Source organism: Prauserella salsuginis (genome assembly GCF_024648885.1).
In the GTDB taxonomy this organism is placed as follows: domain Bacteria; phylum Actinomycetota; class Actinomycetes; order Mycobacteriales; family Pseudonocardiaceae; genus Prauserella; species Prauserella salsuginis.
Window position 1 is genome coordinate 188,232 of record NZ_JANBBF010000010.1, and the last position, 22,998, is coordinate 211,229.

30 protein-coding genes are annotated in these 22,998 nt (G+C 66.3%); 13 read left to right on the plus strand and 17 right to left on the minus strand.

The genetic code is table 11. The features are described 5' to 3' along the window. Positions 1–312: 312 nt before the first annotated feature. The 7 genes from LY40_RS12045 to LY40_RS12075 form a co-directional block, all read right to left on the minus strand. Positions 313–750 carry a hypothetical protein gene (locus tag LY40_RS12045; protein ID WP_258936872.1) on the minus strand — a complete coding sequence of 146 codons (438 nt, stop codon included), beginning with the start codon at positions 748–750 and terminating at the stop codon, positions 313–315. A gap of 100 nt (positions 751–850) precedes the next feature. After that, the gene (locus LY40_RS12050) at positions 851–1,291 is read right to left on the minus strand and encodes a hypothetical protein (protein WP_258936873.1); all 441 of its coding nucleotides are present in this window, start codon (positions 1,289–1,291) and stop codon (positions 851–853) included. 11 nt (positions 1,292–1,302) lie between these two features. After that, positions 1,303–1,731, minus strand: a complete 429-nt coding sequence (locus LY40_RS12055) for a hypothetical protein (protein WP_258936874.1) — start codon at positions 1,729–1,731, stop codon at positions 1,303–1,305. A gap of 3 nt (positions 1,732–1,734) precedes the next feature. Beyond that, on the minus strand, positions 1,735–2,862 hold the full coding sequence (locus LY40_RS12060; protein WP_258936875.1) for a putative T7SS-secreted protein: 1,128 nt from the start codon (positions 2,860–2,862) through the stop codon (positions 1,735–1,737). Then, entirely contained in the window at positions 2,855–3,190 is a 336-nt protein-coding gene (locus tag LY40_RS12065) for a WXG100 family type VII secretion target (RefSeq protein WP_258936876.1), read from the minus strand. The genes LY40_RS12060 and LY40_RS12065 overlap by 8 nt, the downstream gene beginning before the upstream one ends. A 149-nt stretch (positions 3,191–3,339) precedes the next feature. Next, positions 3,340–4,047 (minus strand): Crp/Fnr family transcriptional regulator, encoded by a 708-nt coding sequence (locus LY40_RS12070; protein ID WP_258936877.1) that lies wholly within the window; start codon positions 4,045–4,047, stop codon positions 3,340–3,342. Between the two features lie 11 nt (positions 4,048–4,058). Further along, positions 4,059–4,442, minus strand: coding sequence for a hypothetical protein (locus tag LY40_RS12075; protein ID WP_258936878.1), 384 nt, complete (start codon positions 4,440–4,442; stop codon positions 4,059–4,061). Positions 4,443–4,640: 198 nt separating this feature from the next. On the opposite strand from LY40_RS12075, the gene LY40_RS12080 reads away from it, so the two are divergent. Both LY40_RS12080 and LY40_RS12085 read left to right on the plus strand, forming a co-directional pair. Further along, positions 4,641–5,372, plus strand: coding sequence for a hypothetical protein (locus LY40_RS12080; RefSeq protein ID WP_258936879.1), 732 nt, complete (start codon positions 4,641–4,643; stop codon positions 5,370–5,372). Beyond that, positions 5,365–5,910, plus strand: coding sequence for a hypothetical protein (locus tag LY40_RS12085; protein WP_258936880.1), 546 nt, complete (start codon positions 5,365–5,367; stop codon positions 5,908–5,910). The genes LY40_RS12080 and LY40_RS12085 overlap by 8 nt, the downstream gene beginning before the upstream one ends. 125 nt (positions 5,911–6,035) lie before the next feature. Here LY40_RS12085 and LY40_RS12090 read toward each other — a convergent pair whose 3' ends face one another. The 3 genes from LY40_RS12090 to LY40_RS12100 are packed head-to-tail and all read right to left on the minus strand — an operon-like array spanning position 6,036 to position 7,317. Next, positions 6,036–6,728, minus strand: a complete 693-nt coding sequence (locus tag LY40_RS12090; protein WP_258936881.1) for a 2'-5' RNA ligase family protein — start codon at positions 6,726–6,728, stop codon at positions 6,036–6,038. Between the two features lie 35 nt (positions 6,729–6,763). After that, positions 6,764–7,030, minus strand: coding sequence for a hypothetical protein (locus LY40_RS12095; RefSeq protein WP_258936882.1), 267 nt, complete (start codon positions 7,028–7,030; stop codon positions 6,764–6,766). Continuing rightward, positions 7,030–7,317, minus strand: a complete 288-nt coding sequence (locus LY40_RS12100) for a hypothetical protein (RefSeq protein WP_183786463.1) — start codon at positions 7,315–7,317, stop codon at positions 7,030–7,032. Before LY40_RS12100 ends, LY40_RS12095 begins: the two co-directional genes overlap by 1 nt. 454 nt (positions 7,318–7,771) lie before the next feature. Between LY40_RS12100 and LY40_RS12105 the strand changes: the two genes are divergently transcribed. Next, a complete protein-coding gene (locus tag LY40_RS12105) occupies positions 7,772–9,169 on the plus strand; it encodes a helix-turn-helix domain-containing protein (protein ID WP_258936883.1) in 1,398 nt (465 codons plus the stop codon). On the opposite strand, the gene LY40_RS12110 is transcribed toward LY40_RS12105, so the two are convergent. Beyond that, positions 9,170–9,862 (minus strand): HAD family hydrolase, encoded by a 693-nt coding sequence (locus tag LY40_RS12110; RefSeq protein WP_258936884.1) that lies wholly within the window; start codon positions 9,860–9,862, stop codon positions 9,170–9,172. Between the two features lie 289 nt (positions 9,863–10,151). Here LY40_RS12110 and LY40_RS12115 point away from each other — a divergent pair, with 289 nt between their 5' ends. From LY40_RS12115 to LY40_RS12145, 7 genes are all read left to right on the plus strand, one after another. After that, the gene (locus LY40_RS12115) at positions 10,152–10,460 is read left to right on the plus strand and encodes a hypothetical protein (RefSeq protein ID WP_258936885.1); all 309 of its coding nucleotides are present in this window, start codon (positions 10,152–10,154) and stop codon (positions 10,458–10,460) included. Next, on the plus strand, positions 10,457–11,686 hold the full coding sequence (locus tag LY40_RS12120; protein WP_258936886.1) for a hypothetical protein: 1,230 nt from the start codon (positions 10,457–10,459) through the stop codon (positions 11,684–11,686). The genes LY40_RS12115 and LY40_RS12120 overlap by 4 nt, the downstream gene beginning before the upstream one ends. Further along, complete coding sequence (locus LY40_RS12125) at positions 11,655–12,101, plus strand: hypothetical protein (RefSeq protein ID WP_258936887.1); 447 nt, start codon at positions 11,655–11,657, stop codon at positions 12,099–12,101. Before LY40_RS12120 ends, LY40_RS12125 begins: the two co-directional genes overlap by 32 nt. A 299-nt stretch (positions 12,102–12,400) precedes the next feature. Continuing rightward, the gene (locus LY40_RS12130) at positions 12,401–13,426 is read left to right on the plus strand and encodes an NAD-dependent epimerase/dehydratase family protein (protein WP_258936888.1); all 1,026 of its coding nucleotides are present in this window, start codon (positions 12,401–12,403) and stop codon (positions 13,424–13,426) included. Further along, on the plus strand, positions 13,423–14,688 hold the full coding sequence (locus LY40_RS12135) for a glycosyltransferase family 4 protein (RefSeq protein WP_258936889.1): 1,266 nt from the start codon (positions 13,423–13,425) through the stop codon (positions 14,686–14,688). The genes LY40_RS12130 and LY40_RS12135 overlap by 4 nt, the downstream gene beginning before the upstream one ends. A 71-nt stretch (positions 14,689–14,759) precedes the next feature. After that, positions 14,760–15,740, plus strand: a complete 981-nt coding sequence (locus LY40_RS12140) for a phosphoenolpyruvate carboxykinase (ATP) (protein WP_258936890.1) — start codon at positions 14,760–14,762, stop codon at positions 15,738–15,740. A gap of 20 nt (positions 15,741–15,760) precedes the next feature. Continuing rightward, positions 15,761–16,390 (plus strand): hypothetical protein, encoded by a 630-nt coding sequence (locus LY40_RS12145; protein ID WP_258936891.1) that lies wholly within the window; start codon positions 15,761–15,763, stop codon positions 16,388–16,390. Here the strand turns inward: LY40_RS12145 and LY40_RS12150 are convergent. Then, the gene (locus LY40_RS12150) at positions 16,357–17,340 is read right to left on the minus strand and encodes a phosphotransferase family protein (protein WP_258936892.1); all 984 of its coding nucleotides are present in this window, start codon (positions 17,338–17,340) and stop codon (positions 16,357–16,359) included. The genes LY40_RS12145 and LY40_RS12150 overlap by 34 nt on opposite strands. 42 nt (positions 17,341–17,382) lie before the next feature. On the opposite strand from LY40_RS12150, the gene LY40_RS12155 reads away from it, so the two are divergent. The 3 genes from LY40_RS12155 to LY40_RS12165 all read left to right on the plus strand — a co-directional run bounded on the left by LY40_RS12155 (position 17,383) and on the right by LY40_RS12165 (position 19,142). Next, positions 17,383–17,814: an NUDIX domain-containing protein gene (locus tag LY40_RS12155; protein ID WP_258936893.1), complete on the plus strand. Its 432-nt coding sequence runs from the start codon at positions 17,383–17,385 to the stop codon at positions 17,812–17,814. Between the two features lie 147 nt (positions 17,815–17,961). Next, positions 17,962–18,480 (plus strand): hypothetical protein, encoded by a 519-nt coding sequence (locus LY40_RS12160; protein ID WP_258936894.1) that lies wholly within the window; start codon positions 17,962–17,964, stop codon positions 18,478–18,480. A gap of 143 nt (positions 18,481–18,623) precedes the next feature. After that, positions 18,624–19,142, plus strand: coding sequence for a P-loop NTPase family protein (locus LY40_RS12165; RefSeq protein ID WP_258936895.1), 519 nt, complete (start codon positions 18,624–18,626; stop codon positions 19,140–19,142). A gap of 67 nt (positions 19,143–19,209) precedes the next feature. Here the strand turns inward: LY40_RS12165 and LY40_RS12170 are convergent, their stop codons facing one another. From LY40_RS12170 to LY40_RS12190, 5 genes are all read right to left on the minus strand, one after another. Continuing rightward, the gene (locus tag LY40_RS12170) at positions 19,210–19,686 is read right to left on the minus strand and encodes an Imm1 family immunity protein (protein WP_258936896.1); all 477 of its coding nucleotides are present in this window, start codon (positions 19,684–19,686) and stop codon (positions 19,210–19,212) included. Beyond that, positions 19,683–20,426, minus strand: coding sequence for a DddA-like double-stranded DNA deaminase toxin (locus LY40_RS12175; RefSeq protein ID WP_258936897.1), 744 nt, complete (start codon positions 20,424–20,426; stop codon positions 19,683–19,685). The genes LY40_RS12170 and LY40_RS12175 overlap by 4 nt, the downstream gene beginning before the upstream one ends. Positions 20,427–20,432: 6 nt before the next feature. Then, complete coding sequence (locus LY40_RS12180; protein ID WP_258936898.1) at positions 20,433–20,684, minus strand: hypothetical protein; 252 nt, start codon at positions 20,682–20,684, stop codon at positions 20,433–20,435. A gap of 82 nt (positions 20,685–20,766) precedes the next feature. Next, positions 20,767–21,126, minus strand: a complete 360-nt coding sequence (locus LY40_RS12185) for a DUF397 domain-containing protein (protein WP_258936899.1) — start codon at positions 21,124–21,126, stop codon at positions 20,767–20,769. Between the two features lie 4 nt (positions 21,127–21,130). Then, positions 21,131–21,994 (minus strand): helix-turn-helix domain-containing protein, encoded by an 864-nt coding sequence (locus LY40_RS12190; protein WP_258936900.1) that lies wholly within the window; start codon positions 21,992–21,994, stop codon positions 21,131–21,133. Between the last annotated feature and the right edge of the window lie 1,004 nt (positions 21,995–22,998).

Consider the following 22,998-nt stretch of genomic DNA (forward strand, 5'->3'; position numbering starts at 1 on the left):
GGGAAACCGTGCGACCGTGGCCGATCTCGGGCGCGTCTTCCACCTCACGGAGCAGTCGCAGGTCGCCTCGCTTTCCCGGGCCGCTCCAGCAGCGACGCGAATGAGATCGACGGTAGGAAGTGGGCCGCCTACGTCCACCTACGACCTCGGCAAGATACTCGACGATCTCATCCGACCAAATAACATCATGCGCCGCATCGTATCCAGACGGTTGAAGCTCCTCAAGGATTCTGCGCAGGGCCATTCGGCTGAAAGGATATGCCTGCTCCTCAGAAGAACTGGAACCTCAGTCCCGGCTACGAAAGGCCGCCGTCAGCTGTCTTGGTAGTCCTCGATGTCGCAGCCGTCTAGGTCGAAGCGGCGAAGGAGCTTGAGGGCGCGGTCGGAGACGACCAACGATGCCCGTCGGTCGACGCCGATATCATCTACGCCTGCCTGTCCGAAGATTTTCAGCCAGACGAACTCCGGGAATTCGCGAACATCCATGTCTTTTCGCAGCTCTTCGGCTTCTGGTGTCACGGTAAGTTGCATATCGGCGAGTTCGAATGACCCGAAACCCGATTCGTGGAGTGCTTTCCCCAGCTCGGCGGATATGACGAAGCAGGGGAAGGATTCGAGGATGTCCGATCCGAACCACGCGCTGATGACGTACTCGAGCTGGTGGACGACCGGCGGATGCGTGGACGTGTCGAGCACCGTGCCAGCGCCGAGCTCGCCCGCCACGTCGGGACGAAGCAGGTAGTATCTCACGTTGCAGTGGTCCCCTCCGACGCCTTGGCGCCGTCTGCCCCCGGGGGCGCCCCGTGGAAGTCGGGCGAGCACGCGGCGTTTGAAAGTTGTCGTTGCCCGGTCAGTCTGCGTCGTAGTCCTCGATGTCGCAGTTTTCGAGGTTTCCCTGCTGTAGAGCGGCGAGGCCGCGGTCGGAGACGACGAGTTGGCCGATGGCGGTGGTGCCAAGGTCATTCACGCCGGCCGTTCCGGTGACGAAGAGCCAGCGGATGCCGGGGATGGCGGCGCGTTCATCGTCGGGTGCGTCCTCGGAGACGGTCACCTCGACGTCGCGAAGTTCGTAGTGGTCGAGTTCGCTGTTCTCGATGGTGGCGGCGAGTGTCTCCGAGATGAAGTAGCACGGGTAGGACTCGATCAGGTCATCGCCGAGCCATCCGTCGAGATGCAGGTGTGCGTGCGTAACTCGTGGAGGGTGGACTGATGTGTCCATCACTACGTGATCGCCGAGTTCGCCAGGTGCAGCAGGTTCGAGGGAGTAGTAGGGCATCGTGCCATCGAACACCGGCGAGGTGTCTACTCCCCGGCGTACTCGATGACGTCGCAGTGGTCGATGTTGTGTTGCCGCAGAATTTCAAGAGCTTGGTCGGACACGACCATGCGACCCGTGGAGGTTGCGCCAATGTCGTCCTGCCCTGCTTGTCCGGTCAGGACGAGCCAATGGAGGTGTGGTACAGATGCCCGTTCCTCGTCCGGGAGGTCTTCGGACAAGGAAACTTCCACGCTGCGTAGTTCGTAATGGCCGAGTCGGCTAGATTCTAGTGTCTTTGCCAGATCATCAGAGATGAATAGGCATGGGTAAGATTCGATGAGCTCGTCACCGAACCACGAGTCGATTTCCAGGTGCGCATGGTCGATGCGCGGCGGATGGACGCTGGGGTCCATGACAACGTTGTCTCCCAACTCTCCTGGTGCTGCCGGGCGGAGTTTGTAGTGGGTCATCATCGGTCACCTCACTGGGGGGTTGAACTCGTGGCCGTACTTGTTGTCTATATGTGTAGCGAAGTCTAGAAGTTCTTCTGTGGTGGCGTTCGGATGCTTTTCGTAGAAATCATTCCAGTCTTTCCTTATTTCACTCAAGTGTAGTCTACTGTTGGATTCTTTGGGGATCCCGCGGAGGTTTTCGTAGGAGTGCATTTCCGCTGCCGTGATCCCGTTATCGGGGTACTGCTTGAGCGCTTTCTGTTCGACGGCGTGGTGGACGACGACCTTGCCTTCGAGGTCGGGGTGCTTTTCGAAGAAGGTTTTGCGGTAGTTGGTGTGGGTGGCGTGGCCGAACTTCGCGGGTGCGTGTCCTGCGGCTTTGGCGATGTCGGTGGCCTTGTCCGCGGCCTTGCCGGCGGTGGCGGCCCATCCGGCGAAGGGGACGGCGGCGGCTCCGGAGATGGCGGCTTCGGTGTAGCGGCCTTGCCCGGCGTACCAGGCGGCGTTGGTGCCGTCGGCGAGTTCGCCGATGCCTGGAATGAGGCCGGCGAGGTCGAGGGCGCCGTGGCCCATTTTGCTGAGGGTGGTTTCCTCTTCGGCCGGGGTGATGCTGCGGAGGGCTTGCGCGGTGTCGTCGGCGACCTGTTTGAGTTGGTGGCGTGCCCGGTTGAGGGTGTCGCGGGCTGCCTGTCGGGTCGATTCGCCGGGGTCGGAGAACGGTTCGACGGTGATGCACGTCGGGTTGCCGGCGGCGGCGTTGGCCTGGTTCTGGCGGGTGGCGTCGGCGACTGCTTGATCGTGGTTGGCCTGGGCTTTCGCGGTCTGCTGCTGCGCCTGCTTCCACAGTTCGATGGCCTCGCGTGCTTGGCCCTGTGCCCAGCGCAGTGTTCCGGCGTAGAGCCCGAGGACCTCGCCGGCGTAGGTCAACGAGTCACCGGCCTCGTACCACTTGGTCGGTTCGTAGGAGAACTCGTCGCGGAAGGCGTTCGCTGCTGGTCCGGTCCATGCGCCCGTGTCGATCGCTCGCAGTCCGATCGCGGCGTTGACGGCCTGCTTGCCGCGCGCGTTGAGGATCTTGACGTTCTTGTCGATCGCTTCGGGGTTGCCCTGGATCAGTGCTCGCGGGTTGTCGGTCTCGCCCAGTTCAGCCATCGGCCACGTCCACAGCCGGGTCGTCGGGCAATGCGCCCTTGGCCTGCTGCTCGGCCTCGCGGTAGGCCTGGGCCGAGGCCTTCAAGGCTTGGCCGATCTCCTCGGCGTCGTCGACGAGTTCGTCGATCCGGTCGCTCCACCGGACGCAGACGTCCATGAGCGCGTTCCGCAGCGGCTCGTCACCGTACATTTCTGGCTCACCGGTCAAACTGCGCAGTTCGAAGTTGTCCTGTGCCTCGACGGCCTTCTGCACTGCGGTTCCGGCTTGTTCGAGCGTGTCGACATCGACGTGATAGCCCGGTCCGTCCATTTCTCCCCCTGTAGCCACGCGTAACGGCAGGGTAACTACCGGAGCGACTCCGGAGTCAACCGAACACCGCGTCTACGAGTCGTCCGGTGAGAACGCACACGTGCAGTGCACATGTGCTGTGGCGCTGTCGGCCCACCCTGTGTTGCCGCCGGCCAGGCGGGGCGGGTTCATTCGAGGGTGGTTCGGCCTTGTGCCACGGCGGTGAGTCGGGCGCGGTCGGTGACCGTGATGAATTTGCGGGCTCGGGCGATGATGCCGTGGTCTTCGAACCGGGTCAGTTTCGTGATGAGGGTGGTGCGCCCGGTGGGGATGAAGTCGGCGAGGTCTTCGCGGGTCCAGGGGACGGTGAAGGCCCAGCCGTGTTGGGTGCGGTAGCCGCAGGTGTCGAGCAGGTAGTCGAGGCGTTCGGCGATGTGCTGGAAGCTGACCCGGGTTTGGGTCACGGTGCGTTGGTGCTGGGCGATGCGCATGCGTCGGTTGGCGATCACGAGCAGCCCGATGGCGGCCTCGGAGTGCTTGTCGAGGAACGCGCGGAATTCCGGTGCCGGGATGCGGCGCACGACGACGGTGCTCATGGCGACGACGCTGGCCATGCGCTGTGGGTGGTCCGGGTCGAGTACCGCGGCCTCGCCGATGAGGTCGCCGGCCGCGGCGATGTCGAGGATCACGGTGGCGCCGTTGGCGTCTTCGCCCACGACCTGGGCGACGCCGGAGGTTACGAGCATGACCCATTCGCCGGGGTCGCCGACGTGGATGAGCCGTTCTCCGCGGGCGAATCGTGTCGAGATGCCGAGGTTGCCCAGTTCGCCGCGTAGCGGTTCGTCGAGCAGGTCCAGGAGCGTTCCGGGCCGGGGTTGTTTCGTGCCACCCACCATGAGCGTTCAGGCTAGCCTTTCCCGTGTGGGGAGTCGTTGGTCGTTGTCGGTTCCGGCCACGTGTCGTGCGGGTGGTCGGAACCGGTGAACAGGCCGAGTCTGACCAGTTCTCGTCGTATCCAGTCGGCGAGCTGGTGGAGTTCGCCGCCCGCGAGTTCGTCCTCATAGGCCAGTAACACCGGATGCGGCCGGCCGGTTCGATGGCGGGCCGCGTGGTGCAGAGCCTGGCGCACATCGGAGGTCTGCAGCGGACGGACGTGCCGTCCGATTCCGGGACGCAGGGCTGGTTTGAGCACCATCACGGCCTCGACGGTCTCTGCGAGCGAGAAGTGGTGTTCCACGGTGATCGCGAGCTTGTGCTCACCATCGACCATCCGGCGCCCGATCGTTCCCATGATCTTCAGGGGACCACGCATGCGCCGGTCCGAACGTTCACCGGTGAACGTTCGCGGCTGACGGTTGATGCCGGGTGATATCCGAACCGGGAATCGGCCGCATCAAGTGCCTGATGCGTTCAGCGGCGAACCGAAAATCCGTTCCGGCGGCTCCACACTCCGTTCCGTGATCATTACGACACGGAGGGATGGGATCTGATGGCGCTGTTGTCGTGCGCCAGGTACGAGGCGCAGTCGCACGCCGTGTTGGCCATCGACATGGTCGGGTCGTCGAGAGCGCCCGACGACCTTCTCGACCCGATGAAGTCCGAGCTGGAACAGCTCCTGGACCACGCGCTCGGCTCGGTAGGGCTGGACAGTGGACAGGCACGGCACTTCCGCGAAACCGGTGACGGCGTCATGGTCGCCTACCCCGAACGCCACCTCGTCGCGCTGACCGAAGTGGTGTTCTATCTCGACCACCTCCTGCGCACCCGCAATCGCCATGCGCGATTCCCGATTCGGGCGCGTGTGGCAGTGCACGTGGGTCCAATGCACGAGAACGGTCGGTACCACCGGACCTACATCACCTTGACCCGGCTCCTGTCGGCCAGGGCGTTCTGCGACGTGGTCGCTCACTGGTGCCGGCGCGATACGACCGGCGAACGGTTCGGTGCGGCACTCATCATGAGCGAGACGGTCTGGACTCGGATCGTCGAGCCGTGCCGTGTTCCCCTCGTGCCCGCCGCGCGGTGCGCCCGAGTCACCGTGACGACCGAGGACTTCCACGGCCATGCGTGGCTGCATTTCCCGGGCCTGGAAGCCGATACCGCCCTCACCACCTGCTATCTCGACAACTTGCCGGACCGGCGCAGCGGGACAAGCGCCGAGGGGGCGGTCCCGTACTCCGACACGGCCACCTCGTGTGTCGGGTGGTGGGGATATGCCTGAAGCACTGCCCCAGGCGTGGCCGGTGCGGGCCGTCTACCGGAGCCGCATCGCCGCGAGCGCCTGCCAGGCGTTGAGGCGCGATGCGGGACACCTCCGGCTCGTCAGGGCCGCCGAGGACGCCCGGACGGCGCAGTCGCGACGGCCTCGCTACTACCTGCTCGACATGCGGTGGCGAACCGACTCGGTCGAGATCCCGTTACCCGAAAGCGCGTCGCACGAACGCTGGCTCACACTGCAGGTCGAGTGGGGCGTCGCCGACTCGTATCTCCTGCTCGCCACCGGACCCGAAAACGGCATCGACCTGCTCAACCGGCACGTGCGCCGCGGCGTCCGCGAGATCGGGCACGCGCAGCACACCGACGTGTTGGCCATCCGGCGACATGTCGAGAAGGCCATGGCGGGGCAATCACACGACACCGCGACTGGACTGAACTGGACCGTGATGAGCGTCCGAGCTTCGGCCCGCCCTAAGTCATCGACGAACTGGCGGCAGCGGCTCGACCAGGACCTTCACGACGAGCTCGACACGGGCTACTGATCGACACGCAACGATGACGCCCAGCAGGGGCTGGGCTGCGGCCCACCACCCGCGACTGGAACAGACCGTTCGTCCATGCGTGCCTCGGATAGTCGGTGTTGATGCCGAAGTCGATGTTTGCCAGTTCACGACGTCGCGGCTATTGGGAGGCGTTCGAGCACGTGCCATCGGTACTGGTGGTTGGTCCGGTACAGCTCGACCAGCCGTAGCTCGGTGATGGTGATCGCGGTTGACGGCAGCGATCGGGCCTTGTGGGCGGCGGCGATGAACGGACCGGGCGGCTGCACCTGGTTGCTGTAGGCAATGCCCACATGCGGGCGGTATTGGGTCAGCGGGTCTACGTCGTCGTAGCCGGAGGCCGCGGACACTGCTCGGTGTAGGGATAGCAGTGGAGACCATGGGGCAACGCTGAAGCGAAGTGCGCCGGGTGAACCGGCCAGAGGGAGTAGGCGGAGGTCGAAGGGCCGGGCCGCCCGGCAATGCTCGCTGACGGTGGTGACCGCGGCGTCGAGCGTGCCGGCAGGAACTTGATCGACGTACCCGAAACGCCGCACGGTCAGATGCAGGCTCTCGGGCGGGATGAGATCCAGGCCGTCCTCCGGAAGGACCGCCTGGCACCGCTGGCTCAGCTCGACGGCGTGGGACTGCATGTCCAGGGTGACCATCCAGTGATACGAGCGCCGATGGGGCCGGTCCCAGTGGCACAGCATCTGATCGATCTGCTCGAACGCGGCTTGATCGTTGCGGGCGACACTGGCGGGGTCATCGGGGTCGGTTGGCGGCCTGGTCGGGAAGGTCGAGCTGTACGAGGTGCCCATGCGGTACACACCTACCCGTCTCCAAGGAACAGCCCTCAACCGGTTCGACCGGAGATAGCCTGGACCTCGGGGCGATCGCGCCAGCTGCGGAGTTGGTCACTGAACTCGAGGACCTGCGGTTCGTTGGCCCAGCGCTGGGTGAGTCCGTGCAAGGTGGTGGCCCGCTGCCAGACCGACCGGACCGGTTGATCCGCGCACACGCGCAACGCCTCCCGCTCCAGCGCAAGTGTCCGGTCCAGGTCCGAGTCATGCCTGTCGCGCATATCAGCATGGCGGCGCGAATGGTGCGGGATGATTCGCATCACTGCTCGTCATCGAAGGTGAGACGTTTCAACCCGTCCAATACGCGCTCAAGCAGGTCTCGTGAGGGGCGTTCCCCATCAGGTAGGGCTGTTCCTGTTTCGGCAGCCTTAAGTGAGGTGTCTTCGAACCTGGGGTCGGCCGGAAGGGTTCCGGTGACGGCGTCGAGGTGGAAGGTGTCGGTGTGTGCGTTCATGAGTTCATGGCTGTGCCGTCCACCCGGTCCGAACGTCGTGCCGCTACCGATGACGGGGCGACCGGTGGCGTCGCGGAGCGAGTGGGTGCCCACGTGGTTAGTGGGCCGCGCCGACTGGTTCGTAGGTGGACTCGACGTGACGCAGGCGCGTACATGCCAGGCATCGCTCACTGTCGCGGTCGCTCTCGCCGCGACGCGGAGCGCGAAGACGCTGCGGACCACAACGGGCGAGCATGAGCGTTTGATGGGTGTCGCGGGCCACGAGGCGGCCGGGCATGGTGACGATGTGGTGGGCCACGAACCGAGGTAGATGCCACCGGCCTGCGCGTGCGGTTTCGGGGCATTTGGTGTCGGGTGTGATGTCGGTGACCAGCATGAGGACCCTCTTCAATGAAGCCTCGTGTACGGATGCTTGTCGAGTACAGTCCCGGCGTGCCTGGGGACGTAGGGGCCGCGGGGTGGCCAGGCGTTGCCATGTCTGGCGGGCCGGTTGAGCTGCGTATACCGTCACGAACGGTGCATCGGCTTGCGCATGGGGTGAATGGGAATGGGCGATGGCGAGACGCGCCGGTACCTGCCGAACAAGCGGTTGACTTGGCAACGGCTGCAACGCGGGTGGAGCCGGGAGGAACTGGTCAAGCAACTCGCCGGGAGTATGCGTGCGCACGGTGACGGCGAGTCGGGGCTGACCGCGCATACGGTGCGTCGGTGGGAGTCCGGGCAGCGCTGGCCCGAACCCCGTTTCCGTAAACATCTGGTGCTCCTGTTCGGGATGCCCGCCAGCGAGCTGGGGCTGCTGACGACCGAGGAGTTGGAGAACCAGCCCGGTGATCCGTCGGTGACCGACTCGGCGGTCACCGACACTGCGTTGGGTGCGATGGTCAGTGCGGAGCTGAGGAGGTTGTTGATGAGCGATGGCGGGGGTGTCGGCCGCCAGCAGTTTCTCCGGGCAGCACTGGCGGCGGGTCTGTCGCCCTTCCTGGCCTCGGCCACGGTCGAGAAGGCGGACGCGGCCTGGCACAGTCCTGGACACGCCCGTGACCCGCGCGCGGTCGAGGCCTACGAGAGTGTCACGGCCTCGCAGCGCAGCCTGTACTGGACCGCTCCGGTGGACACGATGTGGGAGGCGACGCTGGGACATCTTCGTCTCGGTCTCACGCTCCTGGGACAAGCCACCACCCACCGAGACGGCGCGGACTCGCTTGCGGGTGCTGTCGCGGAAACGGCCCTGTTGGCCGCGCGGATCGCGTTCTTCGACCTCGACAACCCGACGATCGCGACGCGGTGCTTCGAGCAGGCCGAGACCGCCGTCGAGCACGCCGGTGACCACGGGCTTGCAGCCGCGATCGCCGCTCACCGCGCGTTCGTTCCCGGCTTCGCGGGCGACTCCCTCGCCGCGCGGCGGCACCTCGACGTCGCCCAGGCCCATGCCCGCTTTGGCGGCGGTCCGAACCTGCGGGCGTGGATGCACTGCGTCACCGCCGAGATCCACGCGCGTACAGGGCACGGCGCGACGGCCCGGGACCAGATTCGCCAAGCCGAACACGCGCTGGGCACCGCCGGCATTGACCCGGACTGGCTGGATTACTTCAGCCCCGCGCGGCTGGCCGCGTTCGCCGGCAACGCCGAGCTCCTCGCCGGACGACACGAGTCCGCCACACGCTGGCTCGACCGATCCCTCGGCGAGCTAGACCTAGACCCGCAGGCTGGCAAGCAGCGCGCGGTCGTGCTGCTTGACCTCGCCGCGGCGCACGCCCCCACCGATGTCGATCACGCCGCGACGCTGGCGCACCAGGCCTGCGACATGCTGGGCGACCACCCCTACGGTGCCGCCGTCGAACGCATCCCGGCGGTGCACCAGGCATTGGCCGGGACACCGGCAGGCGTCGAGCTGGTGGACCGTACTCGGGCACTTCGCCTGCCCAGTGTGACCACCGACGCGTGACTACACCGCGTCGCGGGCGGCCTCGTTGTGTTCGGCGACGAGGCTATCCAGCGACACGAGACTGTCGAGCTGGAACAGGCATGAGGCTTCCACATCGGCTCCGAGGATCGCGGTGGCCGCGTTGTTGCGGAGGATGTGGCCCCACGGTCCTCGCCGGATCACCGCGGTCTTCATCCCCAAGTCGACGGCGGGACGGATGTCGTTGTCGAGCCGGTCTCCGACATACAGGATGTGGTCAGCGGGCACACCGGCCTCGGCGATGAGACGTTCGAAGAACTCCGGCGACGGCTTCGACGCATTCCAGCTATCGGACGTGCCGAGTACGTCGATCGGCAACTGGAGCGCGTGCAAGATCCCTTCCGCACGCGTGGTCTGGTTGCCCGCGACGCCCACGACCAAGCCTTGCTCTCGCAGGTTCACAAAACAGGGCCGCACGTCGGTGTAGAGGTCGGTTTCGTCGAAGGTTTCGGGCTGCCCCGCTTCTGCGCGTGCGCGGCGCTCCCGATCGAGGTCAAAGCCGGGTTGGAACACCTGAAACGCCTCGCGGTAATCGAGCCCCCGCGCGATCACGGCGCCGAACACCGCGGAGAACGTGTGCCGGGGCACCCCCAGCCAGTCAGCCCAGGTGCCGTACTCGGTGGTCTCGTCCACCAGAACTTCCCCGACGTCGAAAAACACCGCGCGAATGGTCATGGCGCCCACCTTAGGGACCCGGTGACGCGTCGGTGGCACACCCGCGGCTACCCAGTGGCCACTGTTTCCCACCGGCGGCGGTTGGTGAGCTAGGCGTGTTGATGTCCACGACCACGAGGAACGCCGCCGACATGACACCCGCCACGCCTCGATGCGGCACCCCGACGCACGGTGGGGCCCCGAGAGTCCCCTCCTTACCCCCGGCCCACCCGGGGTCCCACTGTGCTCCCACCTCCACCCCGGTCGGCGCGCCGACGCCGGGCCGTCCCATGCGGCAAGGCAGGCTGGCGTGACCGGGCACAGCGGTGACGAGGCGTATGAGCAGGTCCACCGTCTTATCGACCGCGGCTGGTCGTTCGTCGGTACTCCGACGCAGGGCTTGCTTCTTCGCTGCTACGACGCCTCGGATGCAGTCGACACCCTTGAGGTCCCCGCCACCGGTGACTGCCTCGCCTGGCGCACGCACGTCGATCGCACCGGCGAGCGTGTCACCTGGAGATCTCGCGGTTCCCTCGACGACTGCGTGCGTGCGTTGTTGGAACTGCCCGAACCCACAGAGCACGGACGTTCTGGTTCGGCGCCGGAGCGACCATCGTGAGCACGCCGGACATCGTTGAGCCTGGCGAGACGTATTCCGTTCCGGCGGCGAGCCCGTCCGGGGCGCCGGTCGTGATCGTCGTTCCGGCCGCGGCTCACGGCACGGTCGCCCAGATCGTCACCCAGGCCGAACACGCCGTGCACGTGGCTCTTGGCTGGCACACGCCGGTATGCACCGTCCTCGTGGACACCAGTGCCCCGGCCGATACCCGTGCTCGCGAGGCGTTCCTGTCATCGCTGACGGGCTGTTCGCGCCACGCTGTCGCCTGTCCTCGAGCGGGGTGGGGCGCGGCCGTGGCGCGTGGTTTCCGGCACGCCCTGCATCTTCAGGCCAGCCTGGTCGTCGTCGATGCTGATAAACCCACGGGCGAGGACGCGTTCGCCTATCACTTGCCGCTGTCCACCGCGATCACGATGCTTCGGGAACAGGCATTGCCCGGGGTGGTGTGCAGCCCGCTGGCGCGGCCGTGGTGGCAGCGGCAACTCACGACCCATGTCCTTCGGCCACTGCTGGCGCCTGGCCTCGGACTCACGCTAGTCGATCCTGATGCGCGCACCCTCGTGCTGTCACCCCGCGCGGTCCAGATCGCGCCCAACCCGCGCTGGCGGCTCGACACGCTGCCCGGCGAGCAGGGGCTCACCGTCCTCGCTGCCGCACGCTACGCCGGCATGGACCTGGACCAGGGCCCGCCGCGGACCCCGAGCATCACGCTGGACCAACTTTCGTCCGACGTCGGCGATCTTGCCGATCACGACCGCGGGCTGGGGCTTCTCGAGGCAGCGCTTGCGACCGCGCGACTCGCCCGCGCTGTCCCCGCTAACGCCGTCCCTCCGTGGACCGCGGACCTCGTACCGGCCAACGTCGCCGACCACGACGTCCTCGACAGGGCACTCGCTTTCGCCGCCGATGCCCGCGCCTCGCCACCGGGCGCGGCGATGCCACGGGCTGGTGACTGGCCCGGTCCGCTGATTGAGGCGTGGTACGCCGCCCGAGGACTCTCTCCCAACCTCAACGCGATCGCCTGCCGGCTCTGGGACGCCTACACCCACCGCGTCCATGCCTGGCTGCGCGCTGCGGTCCGCCTCGACGCGCACCCAGCACGGCTGCGGCAGTCGGTGATCGCCGCCAATACCGAGTTTCTGACCGCGACGGCAACCCCCATCAACCCCGTGACCACCCCCGCCATGGAGAACCATGAACACCACCGGCTACCGCAGGCCAGCTGACGTCCAACGGCGTATCCGCGCCCACCTCTTGATCCACGCCAACGACGACACCTCGGGCGAAGCCAACATCGCCGGCATCCGCTCACCGGGCGGGAACTGGGTGCTGCCCGGCGGTCCTGTAGTTGCGATCCCGGCGAAGCGATCGCTGCTCGAGCACGTCCGGAACCAGACCGGGCTTGAGGTGGCCGAGTCCGCGCTGACCTGGGTCGGGGTGTTCGAAGCCGCGGCCGACTCGGCCTGCCTCGTCCTGGTGTGGGAAACCGGTGTCGAGCACACCGCGCTCGCGTCGCACGAGGACTGCCAGTGGGCCGATCACGGCGGGCTTCCTCGACCAACCCGCGACGTCGCCGTGTTCGACACCGACGACAGCAGCACGCACGACATCGCCCACCTCATACCGTTGCATCACCCGTGACCGACGGCGGGGCGGTGTCGACCCCGACCGCGCCCCGCCCCGCCGTCCTCCAAGCCCGACACTCAGGTACACGTTCTCGGAGGTACACGACATGCTGCATGCCACGGCCACTTACCCCGCGTCGACGGGCACCTCGATACGTGCGGTGGTCACCCGCGCCGCGGTTTCATCGACGGGCACCCGGCCACGCGGCTCGTGGCCGAGGGCGCGGACGTGTGCGGCCTCGACCGGCGCGACCTGGGGCGGGTGTTCAGGCACTCGCCTTTCACAGAGTTACGCCATGATCGACACTCAGACGGATGGCGGCGCGGCTGCGGCCGCTCCGGGGAACGGACGCCATGCCCTCGACGACCAATGACATCGCGCCTCGCGCCGTGCTCGTCACGGGAGCAGCCGGTTTGATCGGCGTGCCCGTCGTGCGAGTGCTGCGCGCACGGGGTTTCCGCGTAGTGGCGGTCGACGACGGAAGCGCGGGCACGCTGCACCGGCTCGACGAGTTCGCCGACTGCGCCGAGGTGCAGCGTTACGTGCTCGACATTCGCCAGCGTTCGGAACTGGTACAGCTCATGGCAGCCGAACACCCGTGGGCTGTGGTGCATCTGGCCGCACAGCACTTCATTCCGGCCTGTGACAGCGCCCCCGCCGAAACATTGGCGATCAACGTGCTGGGCACTCAGCACGTGCTGGATGCCTGCGCTGTTCACCCGCCGCAACGGCTGGTGTTCACCTCAACCGCCGACGTGTACGCCGCGAGCGAAAGCCCGCATCACGAGGATGATCCGGTAGGGCCACAGGGCGTGTACGGCTGGTCCAAGCTGTTCGGCGAACGGCTGTTGCAGGACCAGGCGCACCGACTCGGCCACTGCACAGCGGTAATCGCCCGCCTGTTCAACGTCTACGGACCCGGTGATCCGCACCCGCACCTGCTTCCTGAAGTCCTCCAGCAGGCACGGCACGGCCAGACGCTCGACCTCGGCGACCTGAACGCCGCCCGTGACTTCGTCTACGTCGATGATGTTGCCGAGGCATTGCTAGCGCTCCTGCGCACTCCATGCGCCGGGGTTTTCAACATTGGCGCTGGAGTTCCGGTCGCTGGCCGAGAACTGGTCGAGCTTGTGGGGAGCCTTACCGGACGGCACCTGGAAACACGGGTCGATCCCGACCGACTTCGGCACCGGTCGCGGCCTGTGTCCTGCGCCAATCCGGAGCGCCTGCGACAGATCGTGCCGTGGTGGCCGCACACCCCGTTGCGGGAGGGCATTCGGCGAACGATCGCGGCCGATCTTCTTGCCCGCGTTGACGAGTCGGAGGGCAAAGCATCATGAGCGCGGCAGTTCCCAACCTCGTTTTTCTGCTGGACACCCCAAATGTCTGGCGTGGTCGGGCACTGGCGGGCACCCCGGCCCGCGTTCTGGCCCTCGCCGAACACAGTCACCAAGCGGGCGCCGCTGTCACGGTGGTGCTGTGTGACCGCGGCGCGGAGTACGGCACGGAGAAAGAGTGGCCATGCGACGTGGCGCTGGTCCATCCGAGCGACTTCTACGCTCCCGCAACCCTCGCGAGGATTCTCGGAACGGATGCGGCGGATTTTCTTGTCCTGTGCGAAGCAGAAGCGCTCGTGGCCATGGGACGTGAGTTAGCCGGACTGCTGGATGCGCACCTGGTTTACGACATGCACGACGACGATGCTGCCGTCGCTGCCAGCGTCGGCGAGCCGCGGGAGGCCGTGCAGACCCACGCGACGACACAGCGCGCCGCGCTGCGCACCGCTGACAACGTGATCGTCTCCACACGCAACGAGCAAGCGATGGCAGCCACGGCAGGGATTCCCGCGCCGCGCACCGCGCTGTTGCCCAACGGCGCGGACCCGCACCAGCGCCGTTGCCGGGGACCAGAAGTCGACGCCGCGACACTGGTCTTCGTCGGGAACCTCTACTACCAGCCCAACGCGCGAGCGGTCGACGCCATTGCCACCACGATCTTGCCCACACTGCGTGCGGGTGACCTCGACGTTCGGATGCGGATCGTCGGCCGCGGACCTGCCTCACTAGCCCGCAGCGGTCAGGGCATCGAGTTCACCGGGCGCGTGGACACGATCAACCAAGCACTCAACGGGACAACCATCGCGCTCGCCCCGTTGACCGCCGGCTCGGGCGCGAAAATGAAGGTCCTCGACTACCTTGCCGCCGGACTACCCGTGCTGGGCACCCGCGAAGCCGTGACCGGGCTGCCGACCGAGCATCCCGGCGTGATCGTGGAGGACAACCTCTACAGGTGGCCCGCACGGATCGCCGCACTTCTGCGCGACCCTGCCGCGCTCGACCAGATCGGGCGCGCGGGCCGCCGCTGCATTGAGCAGGAGCTGTCCTGGCAGCGCATCGGCGCTGGACTGGTGTGGCACTGCCGGTGGTGGCTTGCCACCTTCCGACCAGGTGCGAAGCCGGCCGTCGACAACCATTGCGCCGGCGTACCCCGATGGCTCACCGAGCACGCGGACCAGGACGCCCTGGGCGCCCCGGAAACCACCGAACCAGGACAACCGCGTTGGCTGCGCCAGAGCACCGCCGTCGTACCGGATGGGCGTTGATGGATTCGCGATTCCTCGATCTCGGGACCTGCGTCTGCCGCCTGAGCGCGTCCGAGGAAACTCAGGCCGCAATGCGCCACTACGTGAGCCCGTTTCTCGTGTCAGCCGGGATCCATGAGCGGCCGCACCTGACGGTCTCGGTTGAGCGTGACGCTGCCACCGTCGCCCAAGTCCGGCAGTCGCTCGCCGATCTGCCGCCGACCACGGTGCGCACCAGTCACCCGGAGCAGCGCTATCGCATCTGGATCATCGAAGACCGGGAGATTCTGCTTCCCGAGCACGCTGCGGACCACGTGATCATCAGAACCCCCGGGATCGTGGCTGTCGCCGCCGAACGCGCGCGCGTCGCAGCCACGATCGGCATCCGAGTCGTGCGTCAACTCGTCATGCGTGGCGGTGAAGTACGGGGAGGGCGCTGCGTGCACGCCGCAGCGGTGGACCTTGACGGGCGCGGAGTGCTGATCGCCGGGCACCCCGGTTCCGGCAAGACCACGGTGCTCACCCATCTGATCGAGGATCACGGCGCGCGTCCCGTATCCAACGATCGCACCGCGCTCATCCCCACTGACACCGGGCGCTGGCATGCCATCGGCGTGCCGTTAGCCGCTCGTTTCACCCCGGAAGGCATCGGCGGCTCGCCGACCCTGAAGGCTGCGCTGAACCGCTTCGAGCCCAGCCGAGGACGACACCTCGTGGACGGCAAAATCGAACTCACGCCGTGGGAACTCGCCACCCTGTTCAACCGAACCTCCGAGCTCGAGACCGAGGTCGCCCAGCTCGTGATCCTCACCCGCTCGGCACAGGTATCGGCCGGGGAACGAGATGGGGACTTCGTACGGCACCACCTCGACTTCGGCACCAAGGACTTCTTCGCCGACGACTGGCTCAACCTCCGCTCGCACCTCAGCGGGGCCCTACCCGAACCCCAAAGTGGGGCCCGCGACCTGTGGGAACGTCTGGCCGAGACGGTGCCCGTGCTCCCGCTGGCCTGGACCGACCCGGCCGAGCTGCCACGCATCGCCGCGATGGCCTACCGGCGAGCCCAGACGTGAGGGGATGCGTACTAGCCGGCGTGTGGGGTGCGGGCAAGACCTCCGTCTACCAGCGCACCCTGGGACGGCTCGCCGCTGCGGGCTGCGAATCGCTGATCGCAATGCCACAGGCGGCAACGATCACCACGCACACTTACACACCCGGCGCACCGCACGAACACGCTGCCCACATCCTGTCGTGGCTGGATCACCTGACCGCGTTTCTCGAAGAGACCAACCGCCGATTCCAAGCGAGCACGCTCCCCAAGCACCGCTTCGCGTCCGCGTGGACCCCGACCTGCCTGCTGGAAGGGCTCGGCTTCGATGCCCCGATGTACGGGCTCCCGTTCAGCCGTGACGCCCTGACAAGCGTTGAGCAGCGCCTCGCCGTACTCGGAGTGCACTTGGTCCTGCTGCGCGTCCCCGATGACCGCATCCGCGCGCAGTGTGTGGAATCGACCCGGCACTACCGGGGACCGAAGTGGGCGCGCTATCTGGAGGGCTTCGGCGCAACCGATGCCGGGCGAGCCGAACACGTCAGGCAGGTACAAGCCGAACTGACCCGGTGGGTGCAGACTTCACCCTTGCCGCTCCATGTGCTCGACACGACCACACAAGATTGGGATGTCTACTCCCGCTACGTCGCCGAGCTGATCGCCGACCAGACATGATCGGCCCCATCCGACCGAACCCACGCGCGCAGTCGCCGCAGATAGTCCTCGCGCATCGCATGATCAGCGACCTGCGTCCAATACTTGACCCCGGTCAACAGTTCCAGGCCGGTTGCCACAGCCATTCGCTCAGACCAGCATGCAGGCCACGGACCGGCTGCCCGGTAGCCGTCCGCGAACGCTTCGGCCCAGCTCTGCTGATCAGGAAACATCCACATTGCGGGCTTGACGAAATCCATCGCCGGATCGACCCACCGCACGTGCTCCAAGTCCAACAGGACGCGAAAGAGGCCCTCGTCATCGAGGAGAATGTTGGGCAGATACACATCCAGGTGCGCAACCGCTGGCCGCGCGACCGGCGACACCTCCTCGGCCAAGCTGTCCAACAAGTCCAACCCAGTCTTGACCAGCGCGGCGGGAAAATCTTCGACGAAGCGATAGGCGTCCCGCAGTGCCTCCACGCGGCTCGTGACGACGGTGTTCCAGGTCGCCGAGACCGTGCCCAAGCCGCTCGCAGCATCGCCAAATCCCTCGACAGGGACTTGGTGCAGCGCCGCCAATGCCGTGCCCGTAGCACGCATGACCTCCAGCACCGCCGCAGGTTCCAACGTGGGCAAAGCTTCCTCGGCGTCCACGCCCGGCACGTATTCGAACACGGCCAACGGTCGATCAGCCACGGACGCGCAGGACTCGGTGAACGCCAATACAGGTGGGACCGCGATACCGTGCTGCCACACGCGGCGGTGCTCGGCCAGCCGCTCCAGACCAGCCGTTCCGGCCGGTCCCAGGAACACCTTGCCGACCAACCAGCCGCGCGACGACTCCAGTACCCACGAGGCGTGGCTCCGACCTCGCCGCAGCGGTCGGACTACCTCGACCGGAGCCGCGTCGGGCACCAGCTCCGCCACACCCGCCGCAACATCCTCAGCGGTAATCTTTGAGGTCGTCACAAGCCGTAACTCTAAAGACACCGACCGACACGAAGGGCACCCATGAGCGCCGCCGCCACTGAGATCATCGCCCGTGCTGTCATCCGCCGCGACGATCAGCTGCTCGTCGCGCGCCAACGCACCAAGTCCTGGTCATTCCTGCCGGGCGGCCACGTCGAACCGGGCGAACGAGTGGAAGCTGCCTTGGTCCGCGAACTGAGCGAGGAACTCGGTACCGAAGCCAGGATCGCAGGCTTCGTCGGCGCGGTCGAGCACGGCTACATCGAGGACGGGACCACTCACCACGAGATCAACCTCGTCTTCGACGTCGCCATCACCGACACCGACCCGATCAGCCAGGAAGACCACCTTGAGTTCCACTGGCTGCCTCTCGATCAACTCGCCGAGACCGACGTACGACCCGGCGCCCTCAAGGCTGCCCTCGTCACGGCAGGAGACGATCGCACGCCGTTCTGGCACGGTTGGAACGGCTAAGTGGGCTGCTGACACGTTCGACAACCTCGTCGTCAGAGACGGCGCCACGGCAATGCGCATTCGCGGGCCGATCGTGCAGCGTCTGCACGACCTTCCGGCCGGACACACCGTGACCATGACGGCACACCAACCACCTGGCAGGGACGCATGAACCAACCATCACCGATACCGGATTCGGAAGACGGCGATCGCCTCGTTCATGCCGAACTCGCGGTGTTCGCCGATGACTGGACCATCACCGTCCGGGACGCGGCCGCGCCCTTCGATGCCACGGCGCGTCCCTGGATTCAGGCGCTGCTCCGGGACTTCGTGGCCGCGCAGGACGGCGCCATCGGCATCACCACGGCCCGGCCGGTGCGCGTGCCACTGACGATCGGGGTCCGCAGCCACGAACCCGCCGGCGACGACCTCGAACGCTGGGACCACGTCGTCGAGACGGGCCTGCACACGCCTACGGGGCGACTGATCACGTCACCGTTCCCGCGTCGACCAACGATCCGACGACCGTCACCGTCCCACTACGCCGCCCGCGTCCACCACGCAGGACTCGGCACCGTGTCTCCCGACGGGCTCGATGGCGACGACCGCTACTACCTGGTCCTCTGGCCCGATATCCCGCGGTCGCCCCGCGTCCTCAAGCGCTATCCCCACTCCATCGGCGGATAATCAGGCTGCCCGTCAAAGCCGCGCCGTCGAAACGCGTCAGCGTTCGATCTCGGATGCCCTTGTGCCAGCGGCTGTCGCACGCTGCCGTGCTCCCACCGAAGTCGCAGTAGCCGCCAGCGTCCTTTATTGCCCGGAGAGTTCCAATGGTGGAGAAAGTCGCTATCTGTGGCTGCGGCGGGTCAGGTAAGTCCGCCCTCGCGCGTGAACTCGGCCGCCGTCTTGATCTTCCCGTGACCCATCTCGACATGGTCTATTACGATGACGAGTGGAACTCGCTGGGTCAGGACGAATTCGCTGCCATTCAACGACAGCTGGTTACCCAGGGGCAGTGGGTTTTGGACGGCAATTATGCCTCAACGATGCCTGTCCGCTTAGCGGCGGCCGATGTTGTGATCTTCCTGGACCTCCATCCGTTGGTGTGCTTGTGGGGCATCCTTCAACGCCGCTGGCAGCACCGTGGCTCTGACGACCTGTCGCGCCACCTGCGTGGCGACCTGAACTGGGGATTCGTGAAGTACATCCTCGGCTACCGCAAGACAATGCGCTCGAAGGTCCGAGCGCTGCTTGACGAACACGCCACGGGTACCGTCGTCACCCTTACCAGTCGTCGCGCAGCTCGCCGCTATGTCAGCACGCTCTCCACGGAACGGCGCCGGTCATGACCACACCCGCTGCGTTCGCTTCTGCGGGAGCATCCACGTCATCGAGCGCGTCGCGACCGGGATAAACCTAGCTCGACACCGAAGCTGTCTCCGATTGCCAGGCGACGTTGAGCGGACGTTTGCCGCTGTCGAGGAACTCGATCAGGGCTTCGGCGACGGCCGATGCCGGGATCTCGCAGTTCGGTGGGAACTCGTCGGTCTCGTACAGAACCGGACGTTCGGGGCCGTCGCCGTGGCTGTAGAGGTGAACGGGTTCGGAGCCGTGCCCGTCGTTGCCCCGGTAGGAGAGCGCTCCTCGGTCGCCGTGGATGCCGGCGATGACTGAATGATCCGGCACCGTGAGGTACCCGCTCGGGGCGTCGTCATCGGGGATGGCTGTGTCGACACGGGGGCGTGCGGTGTGGGTCAGGATCGCGTCGCTGACGGTCTTCTCGGCGAGTGTCGCCATGAAGGCGCGGACGTCGTCAGGGGTTGCGAGGTCGTCGACCTTCTCGACCGGCGGTTGGCCGGGCTGGTGGACCCAGTACTGCGCTTGGAGCGTCACGACGCGGGTTTCCCTTCGTATCGGTACGGGCTCCCGGCGGGGCCGTGGACGATGAGTGTGGCATTGGGCGGCAGGAAGTGCTTCAGGAACCGGTGGCAGCTGACGTTGGTCACCGGGTCGATGCCACACGGGTCCTTGCCGATCACGATCGTGCGTGTTTCGCCTGCGCGCATGGTGGCGGCTTCTTTGATCTCGATGTGGCGTGCGATGTCGGGCACGAACCCTCCGCGGGCGAGGCCGAGGGCGGTGGCTCGTTCCACGGCCGCGGTGTAGGCGGGGTCGGTCTGGCCCGACTCCAGCCGTGCCCCACTGGACAGCCCGACATCTTCGCCGTGTCTGGTCAGCCGCCAACCTCGCAGCGGCTTTCCATAGGGCCAGGGGTTCTCCAGCTTGGCCCGATACGTCGACACGCGCGAGGTGACATCACCGGCTCGCACCGGTGGCGAGGCGTAGGTGCCGGGAGACGACCGCTCTGCCTGCTCACCGTGCTCGGAGAGCCACTCGGCGGCGTGTGCGGAAGCCGACCCGAGTAGCTTCTCCACTCGCTCAAGGCTGCGCGCAACGGTCTGCAGGGCCGTGCGTGCGGTGATCAGGTCGTGGTTCGCTGTTCCCCTTGTGAGCTCGGCGAAGGCGGGTGCCACCGTGTCCGAGATGTGCGCGCGGGTCTTCTTGACCGTGCCCGTCGGCAAGCGATCGAGCGCGCCGTGCAAGCGCGCGATCACGTCGCTCAAGCTCGCCACGGCGACCTAAATCCCTCGAACATACGATTCGATCGCCAGACGGACCTCTTCCAGTCCAGCGGTGGCTGTCTGGAGCTCATCCAGTGCAGCACGTACGGCGGAAGGTGCGGTTTCTGCCGCGGGATGGTTGCTCCCGCGCCACACCTCGACCATGTCGGCTAACGCGGCCTCCATGCTCTCCCGCATCGCGCTGGCCTCGCCTGTGGGCAACTGCTCAGCGAGCTCGGTCAATCCGAATCGCAACTCGGCAAATGACATGCCCTCAGCCTGTACGACACCACCGACATTCCCTTGCCCGTGGCGACTCGGACGATGAGGCGGCCGCTACGGGCAGCTGTAGTCAGCCCGTCGTCACGAGTCCTGTATCGGCGAAGTCGAACTCACCGTCTTCCGCTCCGGAGAGGAAAGCTGACCATTCCTCGTCGTCGAAGCGCAGCTCGACATCTCCGGCCGAAGAGGTGACCACGGTGTCGGCGCCGTGACGTGCGATCGCGGTAACGCCGTTGGTCGATTGCCGGCCGTTGCGTGCGTCGCGGACGAAGGCCGCCCACGCGGGGTGGGTGAAGGCAATGGTGCCCGCGTCGGGGTGTTTGCTGTGGCGCAGGTACACGGCGGCGCCGGTGGGGGCGAGTTCGACGCAGTTCTCGCCGTTGCTGCTGTAGCTGGAGGTTCGCCAGACGAGGCGGTCGGTGGGGGGCATGTCGCTACTCCGTCTTCGTCGTCAACGCCCGCATGCGTTCGGTGATCAGGTCGGCCGATTCGCTGGTGGACAACGCAGCCGAACACAGGCGTTCTGCTGACAGAGTGTACGCGCTGACCTGATCTTGATCCTGGACATAGATGGCCCCGGTGGGGTACTCGACGTAGCCGATGCTCTGGGCGTCCTCGAAGTCCAGGAGCAGGTAGTCGCCGTCGAGGCCGTCGTGTACCGCGACGCTGACGGGCATGACGTGGATGTCGACGTTGTCGCGTTGTCCCAGGTCGAGCAGGCGCTGCAGCTGGGCGGACATGATCTGCGGCCCGCCGACGGCACGGTCCAGGACGTACTCCTCGATAACGGCTCGGAAGTGGAGAGGGTTGTCGTCGTCGGCCACTCGCTGCCGGGCCATCCGGGCGCGCACGACTTGAGGGGCTTCCATCGGGGGCACGCGGAGGTTGTCGACCAGTAGCGCCGAGGCATAGCCGGGCGTCTGCAGTTGACCGGGTACCAGCAGCGATTCGTATGCGAACTGAGCGCTGGCGATGCCCTCCAAGCCGACGAAGATCTTGAACCAGTTCGGCAGCACGTCGCTGAACGGTGCCCACCACGTTCCCTGGTCTGCGCGGGCGGCAAGGGACGTCATGCGGTCGACATGCTCGGTGTCAGCGTTGTAGGCACGGAGCAGGGCGTTGACCTCGTCGGGCTTCTGCTGGGTCTTGCCGATCTCCAGGTAGTTGATCTTCGCCTGGCTGCAGTCGAGCACCTTGCCGGCGTCGCTCTGCTTGAGGCCGGCTCGCTCGCGTGTCGCGCGCAGGTCGTGCCCGATGAGGAAGCGCAGTGCCGATGGGTCCGAGCGGTGGTCGACCACTGAAGTCCTCCCGTATGTCACCAACGTCGGCCACAGTTTCGCATGCAGTCCGCCCGACATCGTCGTATACACCCGAATGGTGTATCGAGATATTTATATATACATAGTAAGTTGCAGTGATGTCGACATAATTGTCGACATCACGTTGGGCATGGTCCTGGCGTGAAGTCCGGCGGGGCTGGAGTGGGCGCCCCGACCTGATCCAGTCCCGCCGGCATCCATCCATCACGTTCACGAGAGCGTGCGAAGGGCATCGGAGTCGAGGATGTGGTGCACACGTGACAAGGCGGTAGCCCTCGCTGAGTCGAGAAGTCGCGGTCGTCGCCCGAGCCTGGTCCGACAACATCATCGGACCTCGTGCGATACACAGGGACAAGCCGCTCACGATGAACACTTCTGGCCAGCAGCAGGCGGTACACCATGAGAGGGCGTCGCCGAACGATGACCGTCCTCGCCCTGCTTGGCCGCCTTGGTCGGCCAGCCCCTGAATCCTGGACCGTGCCATGTCGGGACGAGCAGGGCAGGAGAACGAAAGTGCGGATCGGGATCTCCACTGGCGGCGTCACGATCGCCGGCCCGCGACTCGAGCACCTGCAACTCACCCTTACCCCACTTGAGATCGGACGGTTGCGCGGCGCCCTGCGCGACGCGTTGCAGGTTCGTGCCCCCTTGGTCCCGGTGGAGCCACCGCCACCCCGTGGAAGCGGACGTCCATCCGGGCAACGTCCTCCCACGGCTGCGTACGAAGTCCGACCACGCCAGCGTTGGCTTCTGATGGCCGGGCGTCGGCCGATCCAGCTCGGAGAGGCGAGGCACTACAACGACGGCCACGACCATCCAGAATGGCCGAGCAATGACCCGGACCGCGAGGTATGGCAAGCCGCTTGACTCTATGTCATCGACGTCGAGTTCCGGACCTCTCTAGCGGTACATGTCGCCGAACGAATCCGGCACTGTCACCGGAAGTCCGACGGACCTCGACAGGGCGGCGTTCGACTCCGTTG

What these genes read in the sequence shown, in the direction of transcription:
- LY40_RS12130 (WP_258936888.1), top strand. Translation starts at nt 12,401, where the DNA reads ATGGCGGCGCGGCTGCGGCCGCTCCGGGGAACGGACGCCATGCCCTCG.
- LY40_RS12055 (WP_258936874.1), bottom strand. Translation starts at nt 1,731, where the DNA reads ATGATGACCCACTACAAACTCCGCCCGGCAGCACCAGGAGAGTTGGGA.
- LY40_RS12090 (WP_258936881.1), bottom strand. Translation starts at nt 6,728, where the DNA reads ATGGGCACCTCGTACAGCTCGACCTTCCCGACCAGGCCGCCAACCGAC.
- LY40_RS12105 (WP_258936883.1), top strand. Translation starts at nt 7,772, where the DNA reads ATGGGCGATGGCGAGACGCGCCGGTACCTGCCGAACAAGCGGTTGACT.
- LY40_RS12180 (WP_258936898.1), bottom strand. Translation starts at nt 20,684, where the DNA reads ATGTCATTTGCCGAGTTGCGATTCGGATTGACCGAGCTCGCTGAGCAG.
- LY40_RS12075 (WP_258936878.1), bottom strand. Translation starts at nt 4,442, where the DNA reads ATGGGAACGATCGGGCGCCGGATGGTCGATGGTGAGCACAAGCTCGCG.
- LY40_RS12085 (WP_258936880.1), top strand. Translation starts at nt 5,365, where the DNA reads ATGCCTGAAGCACTGCCCCAGGCGTGGCCGGTGCGGGCCGTCTACCGG.
- LY40_RS12080 (WP_258936879.1), top strand. Translation starts at nt 4,641, where the DNA reads ATGGCGCTGTTGTCGTGCGCCAGGTACGAGGCGCAGTCGCACGCCGTG.
- LY40_RS12060 (WP_258936875.1), bottom strand. Translation starts at nt 2,862, where the DNA reads ATGGCTGAACTGGGCGAGACCGACAACCCGCGAGCACTGATCCAGGGC.
- LY40_RS12160 (WP_258936894.1), top strand. Translation starts at nt 17,962, where the DNA reads ATGAACCAACCATCACCGATACCGGATTCGGAAGACGGCGATCGCCTC.
- LY40_RS12095 (WP_258936882.1), bottom strand. Translation starts at nt 7,030, where the DNA reads ATGCGAATCATCCCGCACCATTCGCGCCGCCATGCTGATATGCGCGAC.
- LY40_RS12185 (WP_258936899.1), bottom strand. Translation starts at nt 21,126, where the DNA reads ATGCCCCCCACCGACCGCCTCGTCTGGCGAACCTCCAGCTACAGCAGC.
- LY40_RS12155 (WP_258936893.1), top strand. Translation starts at nt 17,383, where the DNA reads ATGAGCGCCGCCGCCACTGAGATCATCGCCCGTGCTGTCATCCGCCGC.
- LY40_RS12140 (WP_258936890.1), top strand. Translation starts at nt 14,760, where the DNA reads ATGCGCCACTACGTGAGCCCGTTTCTCGTGTCAGCCGGGATCCATGAG.
- LY40_RS12135 (WP_258936889.1), top strand. Translation starts at nt 13,423, where the DNA reads ATGAGCGCGGCAGTTCCCAACCTCGTTTTTCTGCTGGACACCCCAAAT.
- LY40_RS12110 (WP_258936884.1), bottom strand. Translation starts at nt 9,862, where the DNA reads ATGACCATTCGCGCGGTGTTTTTCGACGTCGGGGAAGTTCTGGTGGAC.
- LY40_RS12165 (WP_258936895.1), top strand. Translation starts at nt 18,624, where the DNA reads ATGGTGGAGAAAGTCGCTATCTGTGGCTGCGGCGGGTCAGGTAAGTCC.
- LY40_RS12070 (WP_258936877.1), bottom strand. Translation starts at nt 4,047, where the DNA reads ATGGTGGGTGGCACGAAACAACCCCGGCCCGGAACGCTCCTGGACCTG.
- LY40_RS12125 (WP_258936887.1), top strand. Translation starts at nt 11,655, where the DNA reads ATGAACACCACCGGCTACCGCAGGCCAGCTGACGTCCAACGGCGTATC.